This window comes from Streptomyces sp. NBC_00252 (assembly GCF_036187565.1).
Classification (GTDB): domain Bacteria; phylum Actinomycetota; class Actinomycetes; order Streptomycetales; family Streptomycetaceae; genus Streptomyces.
The window spans coordinates 8,689,890-8,701,323 of the sequence record NZ_CP108087.1; the positions used below are offsets into that span (position 1 = coordinate 8,689,890).

10 protein-coding genes are annotated in these 11,434 nt (G+C 69.8%); 6 read left to right on the forward strand and 4 right to left on the reverse strand.

Annotation, left to right across the window (positions count from 1 at the left end; genetic code table 11):
* Positions 1-29 precede the first annotated feature (29 nt).
* Entirely contained in the window at positions 30-464 is a 435-nt protein-coding gene (locus tag OHT77_RS38575) for an OsmC family protein (RefSeq protein ID WP_328832983.1), read from the forward strand.
* On the opposite strand, the gene OHT77_RS38580 is transcribed toward OHT77_RS38575, so the two are convergent.
* Complete coding sequence (locus OHT77_RS38580) at positions 451-789, reverse strand: hypothetical protein (protein WP_328832984.1); 339 nt, start codon at positions 787-789, stop codon at positions 451-453. The two genes, OHT77_RS38575 and OHT77_RS38580, sit on opposite strands and share 14 nt — an antisense overlap.
* Before the next feature lie 211 nt (positions 790-1,000).
* Between OHT77_RS38580 and OHT77_RS38585 the strand changes: the two genes are divergently transcribed.
* Positions 1,001-2,677: a glycosyl hydrolase family 28 protein gene (locus OHT77_RS38585; RefSeq protein WP_328832985.1), complete on the forward strand. Its 1,677-nt coding sequence runs from the start codon at positions 1,001-1,003 to the stop codon at positions 2,675-2,677.
* Positions 2,678-2,679: 2 nt separating this feature from the next.
* On the opposite strand, the gene OHT77_RS38590 is transcribed toward OHT77_RS38585, so the two are convergent.
* Together OHT77_RS38590 and OHT77_RS38595 are read right to left on the reverse strand one after the other, a co-directional pair.
* Positions 2,680-4,269, reverse strand: a complete 1,590-nt coding sequence (locus tag OHT77_RS38590; protein ID WP_328832986.1) for a hypothetical protein — start codon at positions 4,267-4,269, stop codon at positions 2,680-2,682.
* 39 nt (positions 4,270-4,308) lie between these two features.
* Positions 4,309-5,655 (reverse strand): glycoside hydrolase family 125 protein, encoded by a 1,347-nt coding sequence (locus OHT77_RS38595; protein ID WP_328832987.1) that lies wholly within the window; start codon positions 5,653-5,655, stop codon positions 4,309-4,311.
* A 228-nt stretch (positions 5,656-5,883) separates the two neighbouring features.
* Between OHT77_RS38595 and OHT77_RS38600 the strand changes: the two genes are divergently transcribed.
* From OHT77_RS38600 to OHT77_RS38615, 4 genes are all read left to right on the forward strand, one after another.
* Positions 5,884-6,846: a carbohydrate ABC transporter permease gene (locus tag OHT77_RS38600; protein ID WP_328832988.1), complete on the forward strand. Its 963-nt coding sequence runs from the start codon at positions 5,884-5,886 to the stop codon at positions 6,844-6,846.
* A complete protein-coding gene (locus OHT77_RS38605; protein WP_328832989.1) occupies positions 6,830-7,741 on the forward strand; it encodes a carbohydrate ABC transporter permease in 912 nt (303 codons plus the stop codon). The genes OHT77_RS38600 and OHT77_RS38605 overlap by 17 nt, the downstream gene beginning before the upstream one ends.
* Before the next feature lie 65 nt (positions 7,742-7,806).
* Positions 7,807-9,102, forward strand: a complete 1,296-nt coding sequence (locus tag OHT77_RS38610) for an ABC transporter substrate-binding protein (protein ID WP_328832990.1) — start codon at positions 7,807-7,809, stop codon at positions 9,100-9,102.
* Positions 9,103-9,237: 135 nt separating this feature from the next.
* Complete coding sequence (locus tag OHT77_RS38615) at positions 9,238-10,227, forward strand: LacI family DNA-binding transcriptional regulator (RefSeq protein WP_266774425.1); 990 nt, start codon at positions 9,238-9,240, stop codon at positions 10,225-10,227.
* Between the two features lie 2 nt (positions 10,228-10,229).
* Here the strand turns inward: OHT77_RS38615 and OHT77_RS38620 are convergent, their stop codons facing one another.
* The gene (locus OHT77_RS38620) at positions 10,230-11,399 is read right to left on the reverse strand and encodes a glycoside hydrolase family 76 protein (protein ID WP_328832991.1); all 1,170 of its coding nucleotides are present in this window, start codon (positions 11,397-11,399) and stop codon (positions 10,230-10,232) included.
* Positions 11,400-11,434 lie beyond the last annotated feature (35 nt).

Below are 11,434 nucleotides of genomic sequence, written 5' to 3' on the forward strand. Positions count from 1 at the left end.
TTCGGCGGGGTGCCTGCGAGGATCACCCCATGAGCGATAACCCCCAACGCCTCGTCACCGTCGACCGCACCGGCCCAGGCCGCTTCACCGCGACCAATACGCGCGGCGGCACGATCGACTTCGGTACCGCCGTCGGCGACGGTACCGAGTTCACCCCGGTCGAGCTGCTGCTCGCCGCGATCGGGGGCTGCACCGCCGCCGATGTCGACGTGGCGACCACGCGGCACACGGAGCCGGACGGGTTCACCGTCACCGTGACCGGCAACAAGGTCAGCGACGACCTCGGCAACCGGATGACCGACCTGGCGGTCACCTTCTCCGTGACCTTCCCGGAGGGGGAGGCCGGGGACCGCGCCCGCGCGATCCTGCCCCGCGCCGTCACCGTCTCGCACGAGCGGCTGTGCACGGTCAGCCGCACGGTGGAGACCGGCACCCCCGTCACCACGACGATCAAGGACGCCTGACCCTCCCGCACTCCTCCCCGAGGTTCCCTGCGAGCAGGTGACAAGGGTTCGGGCATGCGCTGCGTTCCAGTGAGCACCGCCTGATCCGGCCGTCCTGCGGTCCGGCCATGAACACCGGCCGCAGCAAAGGGAGTTCACGGCGCGCAGCCGCGAGCGCGGGAGATACATGGCCCGGTGCCGCGCCGGCGGTGCTGTTCACCGCCGGCGCGCTCACCGCCGCCGGGCTGAGGCCGGTCAGTGCGGTGATGGGGGCGACGCGGGTCACCGGCTGGCCGGTGACGGTGACGGTGACGGTGGCGTTGAGGTGGCTGAGGCGGGCGGTCACCGAGTCCCCGACGACGGGGGCTGGTTCGGTCCAGCGGTGGGCGGTTGAGTCCCGGGCGACGGAGGTTCGTCCTGAGGTGACAGGGGACCGACTTCGCCCGCACCGACACATAGGCGGCATCGGTCCAGACCATTAATGTGATGACGTCACTGGCAACGTTTCCATCCTGTCTTACGTGCCCCCCACCGATGTGACCGCAGGAGGACCCCCGATGAGATCGTCGACGAGCAGGCCGCCGAGCGCGGCCCACAGCAGCCTGTTGATCGCGGCCGACGGAACCGCGAACCGCGTACTGCGCCCCCTGGCCCTCGGGTTGACCGCACTCCTGCTCGGCGTCGCGGCCCTCCTCGGCACCCCCCACCCCGCACAGGCCGCCGCGGGCACCGTGTCGGCGTACCCGGTCGCGTCCATCTACCCGGCGTCCACCGACTACAAGGTGACGGTCAACGGCACGTCCGTGCCCGTCACCAAGTACACCGGGTACGACATCGCGCAGCTCGCCCTGGGGACCGGCACCGCCGGCATCTCGGTCACGAAGCTCAACAACACGGCCATCGGCGCGTACAGCATCAGCCCGCAGAAGCTGGGCATCACGGGGACCGTCAGCGGCGCGACCCTGACCTTCACCGTCCAGAACGACGAGTACCTGATCGTCAAAATCGACGGCCGCCCGAACCTGGTCATAGCCGCCGACCCGGCCGAGACCAACCGCCCCGCGACCGGCGGCACCGGCATCTTCAACGTGCGGAGCGCGCCCTACTCGGCCCAGCCGAACACCGGCGCCTACACCACAACTCCCTTCCTGAACGCCCTCAATGACGCCGCCGCGTACGGCTCGGCGAACGGCACACAGGGCATCGTGTACGTCCCGGCCGGCGTCTACACCCTCGGCAACCTCTACCTGCGCAGCAACCTCGCGCTCTACCTCGCCCCCGGCGCGGTCCTCCGCTACACGGGCGACGCCGCCCACTACGTGGTGAACGGCCACAAGACCTCGCAGGGCCGCGACCTCACCTGGTTCATCTCCACGCGGTACTCCTCGACGAACATCAGGATCTACGGCCGCGGCATCATCGACGGCAACGGCCAGGCCGCGCTCGCGCCCTCCAACCTCGGCGTGAACCTCCTCGCCCCGATCTACACGAGCGGCTTCACGGTCGACGGCATCACCTTCCGGGAATCCAGCAGTTGGGCGGTCATCCCGCTGCGCTCCTCGGACCTGGCCTTCCGCAACATCAAGATCTTCAACAGGTTCGACATGGGTGAGAACGACGGCATCGACGTCATGGAGTCCACGAACGTCACCGTCGACCACGCGATCGGCATCGGCCTCGACGACCCCTTCAGCACCAAGACCTGGCCCGCCGGCGCCGACATCTACAGCACGGTCCCCGGCACCCCCGACCCGCTGAACAACGTCACCTTCAACGACCTTGTCTCCTGGACCTATTGCTACGGCGTCAAGGTCGGCCAGGGCGTCTACGAGTCGCAGAACCAGGTCACCTTCCAGCATGTCGTCGTCTACGACGCGGCCGTGGGCATCGGCGTCCACCACAAGTACGGCACGGCGGGCGCGACGAACCTCACGTTCGACGACATCGACATCGAGCGGCTCAGCTTCAGCAACGACGGCAACCGGACATGGCTCGCCCTGATGACCGGCAACACGGCGGGCGTCGGTCCGGTCACCGGCGTCACGATCTCCAACGTCCGCGTCCGCAACGCCGGTACGACCGCCGCCCGCGTCAACGGCCAGCCGGGCGCGCCCATTTCGGGCGTCGCCCTGAGCCACATCGTGATGCCCGGCAGCACGACCGGCGCGACCACCCTCGGCCAGGTCAACCTCACCAACCTGTCGGACTACGGCAGTTTGACCATCACGCCCTGACCTCAGACAGCCAGGGGCACCGCTCCCCAGGGTTCGGCCCAGTCGTGGACGAGAGTCTCAGTGCCGGACCGCCAGCGACGGGGAGCGGTGGTGGACAGCCAGTCGAGCGGCTCCACACCGCCGGGGGTCCCGCCGTCCAGCGCGAGCCGTACGGCCGCCGCGAGATCGGCGTCCGTGCGGTCCGTGCGGGCGGCGGGGTCCACCGACACGAACAGGGCCGTACCGGAGCGTGCCACCAGGTCCAGGAACCGCCGGTTGAGCCTCCAGTCGGTCCGCGGTGTGCAGGGCACACAGTCCGCGTCCAGGGTGAAGAACCTGTCGTGCTGGGCCAGCCGGAAGGCGAGCGTGTTCACCCCCATCCGCCGGGTCCGCTCCCAGCTCCGCCCGGACGTGTCGTCACCGCACCGCTGCACCCGCACCAGCCCGGCCGAGAGATGCCCGACCGTGTTGCAGCCGATCACCACCGCGTCCCCGGCGGCCTCGGCGATCGTGCCGTAGAGCCGGACCAGGATCTCGGCGCTGGTCCGGGAGCGGTCGCTCAACGACCAGCCGGGGAGGGCGAGTTCGGCGGGGGAGTGGGACGCGAACCGGCCGAAGACGTCGTAGGTCGAGAAGTCGTGCTTGATGAGTCCGTATCCCCAGTTCCGGAACCGGGTCACGTCCTCGGCGACCGTCTCCAGCGCCACGTCCAGCGAGGGATCGAGGGGGAAGCCGGAGTCCCGGAGCAGCCCGGGGCGGACGGCGGCGGTCTCGGTCCGCGACAGCAGCGGGCGGAACCACAGCCCGGGGCGGGCACCGGTCTCCGCGATCCGGGCGGCCAGGTCCGCCATGTCGTCGAAGACGCCCGGCAGTCCGGTGTCCCAGGGGCCGCCGGGCGCGGAGCCGCCGCCCTCGGTCCAGCCGTCGTCGATCACGCAGTACGGGCGCACCGGATGCCCGTCCGCGTACTCCACGACCGTCCGCGCGTCCCGCAGCACCGCGTCGGGGCCGAAGTCGCGGCCGTAGGCGTAGTACCAGTTGTTGCAGCCGACGACGGGACCGACGGCGGGCAGCGGGTCCGGGCTCATGGCGGTGCAGAGCGCCTCGTGCGCGGCGAACGGGGTCGGGCCCGCGGCCGTCACGACCGTGGCCACGTCCACCTCACGCTCGCCCGGCAGCACGGGCAGACCACCGCTGCGGACGTCCGCCCAGAGGGCGATACCGCTCTCGTCGACGGTCCAGGAGCACAGCGCGCCGGGCCTCGTCCGCACGCCCCACCCGGTGGTCGGGCCCCCGAACGCCCCGCCGGTGATGAGGGCGTACCAGGGCAGCGCGCGGTCGGGTTGCAGCGTGCGCCACTGGAGGTCGCCGTAGCCGCGCTCCCAGGCGTCGCCCAGGATGCGGGCGTCCTCGGGGGTGTCGAGCCGCCAGCGCAGCACGATCCGGGTGAGGCCCTCGGCACCGGCGCGGGCGCGCAGCCGCAGGCCTTCGGGTGTGCGGTCGGCGGTGATCCGGGTGCCGCGTACCGACCAGACGCCCTCGGTGGTCGGGGTCGCCGTGTGCGGGCGGGTGTCGTCGGTCATGACGTGGACGGAGTCGGGCAGGTGCGGCACGGGGGCTCCTCGGGAGGGGGGTGGGCGGACGACGGCAGGTCACTCCGGTCCGCCACCTGCCCCCGACCCGCCGGACAGCGCCCGCGGATGCAGGGGAAAGAAGTGCCGCACCCCGCCCCCGCACACATCGAGCGCGAGCTCGCAGAACATCGCGTTGGCCCAGCCGAACCAGTCGCGGGTGAAGCGGTCGGGCGCGTCGACGTGGAAGCTCTCGTGCATCAGACCGGTACCGGCGGTGGTGGCGGCCAGGGTCTCCAGGGCCCGGGCCGCCTCGTCCGCGTCGCCGGTCAGTCCCGCCGTGGCGATCGCCAGCGGCCAGATGTGACGGTCCGGCGTGTGCGTGCTGCCGATGCCGGAGGCGTAACTCCCGCTGAAATACGAGGGGTTCGCGGTGGAGAGCGCGAAGCGCCGGGTCGCGCGGTACAGCGGGTCCTCGGGTCCGCACCAGCCGCTCAGCGGGAGGCTCAGCAGGCTGGGGAGGTTCGCGTCGTCGCCCGTCAGCGCCGCGCCCAGACCGTCGACCTCGTAGGCGAGGACAGGGTCGCCGTCGGCCTCGGTCACCGCGTGCGCCAGGATCCCGGCGTCGATCTCGTCGGCCAACCGCCGGCTCTCGTGGGCGAGTTCGGTGTCGTCGAGGACCGCCGCCGCGATGTCGGCGAGGCCGTGCAGGCTCGCCGAGGCCAGCGCGTTCGCCGGGACCAGATAGCCGTGGGCGCACGCGTCGTCGCTCGGCCGGAAGCCAGACCACGTCATTCCGGTCCAACCGACCTTCGCACCACGCCCGTTGAGCGGCAGACTGTCCCCGGCGAAGGGGCCGGACGGCCGCACGAACCGGTACGGGGAGTCGGCGTGGGACTGCTCCGCCCGCCACAGCCGCACGATCAGCCGGGCCGCGCGGTGGAACGCCTCGTCGAGATGGTCCTCGCGGCCGGTCGCCCGCCGGATCGCGTACGCCAGCTGCAACGGGGCGCACAGCGAGTCGAGTTCGTACTTGCGCTCCCACACCCAGTCGCCCGGCGCGGGCCGGTCGTCCGGCTCGCCGTGCGCGCCGGTGGGGCCGTCGTTGAAGGCGTTGGCGTACGGGTCCACGAGCACGCAGCGGATCTGCCGGCGCGAGACCCCCACCAGGACGTCGCCGACCTCCGGGTCCGTGGCCACCGCGAGGTACGGACGGACCTGCGCCGTGCTGTCCCGCAGCCACATCGCCGGGATGTCACCGGTCTTCACGAAGACCTCCGGGGCGTGCGACGACGGACTGCCCCAACTCATCGACGTGGTCCACGTGTTGGTCAGACACCGCGCCACGATGTCGCCCGCCGGACCGCCCCGCAGCCCGGTGGCGAGCCGCCGCCCGAGCGTGCTCAGCGACTCCGGAACTGCCCACACTGTTCCGGATGTTGATCCGGGAAACGTTACCATCGCGCCTCTTGACTCCCTCATGTGGCGTGCGCCACCGTGTGATCGCCAGGGAATGGAAACGTTACCTTGAGCGGGCCGACGACCACCAGACGATCGGGTCCGCCCGATCCGAGTGATCGTCAACTCCTCGGAGGAAGAAGGTGAGCGCGTGTGACAGCCGCTCCGCACCAAGAGACGCGCACTGCGGTACCGCCCGTGGACAGGCGGCCCAGCCGGGGGAGTCCCGGACGCCTCGGACGCCTCTGGCGACGACCGCCGAAGCGGTCCTCGGACACCCTGGCCGCGTACGTGTTCCTGGCCCCGGCGCTCATCGGCTTCACGGCGTTCGTCGTCTACCCGCTGTTCCGGTCCGGCTACTTCGCCCTGACCACCTACAACGGCCTGACGGACCCCACGTTCGTCGGCCTCGACAACTTCCACCGCATGTTCACCACCGACCCGTCCTTCTGGCCCTCGGTGCGCGCCACGCTGCTGCTCGTCGTGCTGTACGTGCCGCTGTCGCTGATCATCGGGCTCGCCCTGGCGGTGTTCTGCAACCAGCGGGTACGGGGCGTCGGTCTGCTGCGCACCCTGTGCTATCTGCCGGTCGTGCTGCCCGTGGTCGCCACCATCACGCTCTGGAAGTTCGTCTTCAACCCCCAAGTCGGCCTGGCCAACCAGGTGTTGAAGTGGTTCCACCTGCCGACCAGCGAGTGGCTGTCGGGGGACGACTCCGCGATGCCGTCGATCGTGATCGTCATGCTGTGGAGCGTCGGCTCCACGATGATCATCTTCCTCGCCGCGCTCCAGGCGGTCCCCACCGAGCTGTACGAGGCGGCCCGGCTCGACGGCGCCGGCTCCCGCACGGTGTTCTTCCGGATCACCCTGCCGCTGATCAGCCCGATCATGATCCTCCAGGTCGTCCTGCAGATGGTGACCGCCCTCCAGGCCTTCAACCAGCCGAAGATCCTCTCGCCGGACAACCAGGGCGGCCCCGGCTTCAGCACCAGGACCCTGATGCTGTCGATCTACGACAACGGCTTCCCCCGGCTCGGCCAGGTCTCCCAGTTCGGCTACGCCTCCGCCCAGGTGTGGGTGCTGTTCCTCGTCATCGTCGTCGTGATCGCCGCCACCGCCCGCTTCTCGTCGATTTGGACCTACAGTGACCACGTCTCCTGACGTCACGAGGGCGCCGACGACGGCGACCCCGACCGCCCCGCCGGCGAAACCGCGCGGCCGGGCCGTACGCAAAGCGTCCTGGTACGCGACCGCGCTGCTGATCAGCTCGGTGATGATCCTGCCGATCCTGTGGATGCTCACCGTCGCGCTGAAGGGCCCCTCGGCGGTCTTCGAGGTCCCGCCGAAACTGCTGCCGCACGAGTTCCACTTCAAGAACTTCATCGACGGCCCGAAGGTCATCCACTTCCCGCGGCTGCTGCTCAACTCCCTTGTCATCACCGGGCTTTCGGTCATCGGCGGGGTGATGACCTCGATGATGGCGGGCTACGCGCTGGCCCGGCTGCGCTTCCCCGGCCGCAAGGTGTGGTTCTACGTCTTCGTCGGCAGCATGCTGCTGCCCCCGGTGGTCGGCATCATCCCGCTGTTCCAGCTCTTCAAGGACATCGGCTGGTACGACACCTGGCTGCCGCTGATCGTCCCGGCCTTCCTCGGCGGCAACCCGCTCTTCATCTTCCTGGCCCGGCAGTACTTCCTGTCGATCCCGCACTCCATCGACGAGGCGGCCAAGGTCGACGGCGCGGGACACGTGCGGATCTTCGTCAGCGTGATGCTGCCGATCACCAAGCCCGCCTGGATCACGATGTCGATCCTGGCCTTCCAGATGTCCTGGAACGACTACCTCAACCCGCTGATCTACCTGTACTCGTCCCAGAAGTGGCCGCTGAGCGTGGGCATGGCCTCCTTCGTCACCCAGTTCGCCGGACAGACCCCGGACTGGAACCTCTACATGGCCACCAACCTGCTCTACATGCTCCCGCCGCTGATCGTCTTCTTCGTCGCCCAGCGCTACTTCATCCAGGGTCTGAGCGCCCTGGGCACCGTCAACCAGCGCTGACCGGCGCCGCGTTGGACCCCGACCCACCTACGAGCCGTATGCCAGCCAGGTATCAGGAGGCCACGATGAAACGATGGATCCGCTGCGCCGGAGTGTTGCTGTCGGCGGGGGGACTGCTCGCGACGGCGGCCTGCGGCGGCTCGTCCGGGAAACAGTCGGACGGCAAGGCCACGGTCACCCTCATGACCTGGGAGTCCGCCACCACCAACAAGGCCATCGACCAGGCCCTGACCGGCTTCCACGACCCGAACATCACGGTCAAGCGCGTCGACACCCCGAACGGCAACTACAGCGACAAGCTCGCGGCCCTGACCCAGGCCAAGAAGCTCCCCGACCTGTTCTGGTGCGGCAACGACACCGAGCAGCAGTACACCAGCCAGGGCCTCCTCACCGACTGGGCCTCCCGGCTCTCCGGCTCCAGCGACTTCGGCGCGAGCAGCTTCGTCTCGTCCACGATGAAGAACTGGAAGACCGCCGACGGCAAGATAGGCGGCGTCCCCTCCCTGCTGAACACCTACGGCATCTGGTACGACGTCGACGCCTTCAAGGCCGCCGGCATCACCGTGCACGCCGCGGGCTGGACCTGGGACCAGATGTTCGACGCGGCCGCGAGACTGCACGCCAAGGGCGCCAAGTACGGCCTGGTCGCGGACGCGCTGACCTCCACGGACGGGCCGTTCTCCATGAGCACGTACGCCCTGTCCGCGGGCGGCAAGCCCTTCGCGGACAACGTGCACCAGCCCACCAGGACGACCATCGACACGACGTACACCGAGGGCGTCGGCAAGGTCGTCGCCGGCATCAAGAGCGGAGCGATCGCGCCGCCCGGCTACGACATCAGCAACCAGCAGGGCCTGTTCGCCGCCGGACAGATCCCGATGCTGTGGAGCGGCCAGTGGCTCGCCGCGGGCTTCCTCACCGACAAGCCGAAGATCAAGTACGGCTTCGCGCCGCTGCCCCAGGTGACCAAGCCCGCCACCCTCTACGACGCCGTGGGCATCTGCACCCCGTCGTACACCCAGAACGCGGACGCCACCTTCAAGGTCCTCAAGTACCTCGACTCCACGGTGTGGTCCAAGGTGCTGCCGGACTCCCCGGTCGCGGCCCCGGCCTATCTCTCCGCCCAGAGCGCCTACTTCGGAGCCCTCGACAAGGCCGGGCAGACGACCGTCGCGTCCACCGTCAAGACGGGGCTGAACACGCCGACCACCATCGGGGTGCGCTTCACCACCCAGTGGGCAAGTCAGTCCAATGACTTGATCACCGCGTACTGGCCGGACATCCTCAACGGGAAGAAGCCGCTGTCCGACCTCCAGACCATGACCGACAAGATCAACGATGTGATCAAGAACAACAGTTAGCGGCCCGGACCGAGCGGCGGGCCGGGACCCGATACGTATCCTGAGGTCGGTCCCGGCCCCCGGTACGCGATGGAAGGTTGGTCTTCACCTCACGTGAGAAGTCGTCCCCCGCACCGTCAGAACACCAGGCCCACGATGCGCGACGTCGCGGAGCGGGCCGGAGTCGCCGTCGTCACCGTCTCCCGCGTCGTCAACGGCATCGGCACGGTCCGCGAGGAGACGGCCGAGCGCGTGAACGCGGCGATCACCGCGATCGGCTACCAGCGCAACGAGATCGCGCGCTCCCTGCGCCCCGGCCAGAACTCCATGACCATCGGGCTGCTCCTCGGCGACCTCACCAACCCGTTCTACGCCTCTCTCGCCAAGGCGGCCGTCGAGGTCGCCAACGAGGCAGGCTACGCGGTCCTGTTGAGCACCGCCGACGAGGACCCGGAGGTCGAGCGCCGGGCCGTGGGCGAGCTGATCGGCCGCCGGGTCGCCGGGCTCATCATCGTCCCCGACCAGGGCGACCACGCCTTCCTGAACGAGATCAACGGCCACGACCACGTGCCCATCGTGTTCGTGGACCGGCCGGCCACCGGCGCCGAGGCCGATGTCGTGCTCGTCGACAACGAGGACGGCGGCCGCAAGGCCACCCAGCACCTCGTCGACCAGGGCCACAGCCGCATCGCGATCCTCGTCGCGCCCTCGTACTACAGCACCGGCCGACGGCTGCGCGGCTACCGCAAGGCCCTGCGCCGCAGCGGCATCGAGCCCGACAACGACCTGGTCGTCACCCTGCGCCGCGGCACCACCGAGGAGGCCGAGGGCGCCACCCGCGCCCTGCTCACCTCCGCGAACCCGCCCACCGCGGTCTTCTCCACCACGGGCTTCCTCACCGAGGGCGTCCTGCGCGCCTGCCGCGACCTCCAGGTCTCCGTGGCGGTCGTGGGGTTCGACGACTTCAAGCTCGCCGACATGCTCCCCACCCCGGTCACCGTCGTCACCTCCGACACCGAGGAACTCGGCCGCCGGGCCGCCCACATCCTGCTGGACCGCATCGACGGTGACGACAGCCCCTCCCACCGGACCGTCCTCCCGGTGCAGCTGATCGCACGCGGCACCGGGGAGATCGGCCACCCGTAACGTCAGTACAGGATCCGCCACTTGGCGCGCGGCCAGGCGAGCACGGCGTAGAGCTGCACCAGGGCCGCCTGCTGGATGGCCTGGGTGCCGCCGGCCGAGTCGAAGTGCACGAGGCCGGTGGCGGGATCACGCATCGTGTCCCACACCTGGTCGGCGTAGGCGGCCATCGCCCGGTGGTAGGTGTCCTTCCCGGTCACCGACTCCAGCAGCAGCAGGTTCTTGAAGAAGATCGAGTTGAAGAACACGGGCTGTGTGAACAGCCGCCCCTGCGTGACGTAGTAGGCGTACGCGGCGGCGGCGACCCGCTCGGCCTGGCGCAAGTAGGCGCGGTCGCGGGTGACTTGGTGGAGCAGCACGGCGACGCCGACCGGTACGCCCTGGTTGTAGGACCAGATGGTCTTCTCGATCGTCCCTTGCAGGTCGAGGTGGTCCCAGTACAGGCCAGTCGGGCTCTGGAGATGCGTGTTCGTCCAGTCGTAGAAGCGCGTGGCCCAGTTCAGGTAGTCGGCCTCGCCGGTGATCTGGTGCAGGCGCAGGGCGAGTTGGGCGCCCGGCATGTTCGAGACCGTGTTGCGGTCGTGGCTCCAGTCGGCCTGCGTCCAGAAGACCCCGCCCGGCGCGGCGTGACCGCTGTCGGTGTCCCACCCCGACCTGACCAGGGCGAAGATCTCCTTCGCGCGGGCCAGCGCGGCGGCATCGCCGGTCTGCAGATACCGCTGGACCTTCGCCAGCCCGACCCACTCGTTGTCGTCGTAGAACATGTCACCGCCCGCCCCGTACGGCGCGACCGGGTAGGAGGCGTACCCGGGCAGCTTCGTCGTGCCGCCCGCCGCGTTCCAGTGGTGCTCCTGCGCGGCCGCCCGCCGCGCCAGCTCCGGCTCGAACCCGGCGTCCACCACGGTGAGATCGAGCGCGGCGATGTGCACCTGGGAGAAGGGCCATTCGTACGAGTACGGGTTGTCGCCGGCCACCGCCGGGATCTGCTCGCGGACCAGTCCTGAGCCGTCGGTCGCGTCGAGGTGTCTTCTCAGTGCTGCGTACAGGGCCGTGGCGCGGGACAACGCCCGTGCGGAGCTGGGCCGTTCGGCCGCCGTCGCGGGGGTGGCGGCCGTCGCCGTCAGGGCGGCCAGGCCGGAGCCGATCAGCACTCGCCGGGAGGGACGCAGGGACATGGGGCCTCCAAAGGTGCGGGTGATGGAAACGTTGT

What these genes read in the sequence shown, in the direction of transcription:
- OHT77_RS38575 (WP_328832983.1), top strand. Translation starts at nt 30, where the DNA reads ATGAGCGATAACCCCCAACGCCTCGTCACCGTCGACCGCACCGGCCCA.
- OHT77_RS38585 (WP_328832985.1), top strand. Translation starts at nt 1,001, where the DNA reads ATGAGATCGTCGACGAGCAGGCCGCCGAGCGCGGCCCACAGCAGCCTG.
- OHT77_RS38610 (WP_328832990.1), top strand. Translation starts at nt 7,807, where the DNA reads ATGAAACGATGGATCCGCTGCGCCGGAGTGTTGCTGTCGGCGGGGGGA.
- OHT77_RS38615 (WP_266774425.1), top strand. Translation starts at nt 9,238, where the DNA reads ATGCGCGACGTCGCGGAGCGGGCCGGAGTCGCCGTCGTCACCGTCTCC.
- OHT77_RS38620 (WP_328832991.1), bottom strand. Translation starts at nt 11,399, where the DNA reads ATGTCCCTGCGTCCCTCCCGGCGAGTGCTGATCGGCTCCGGCCTGGCC.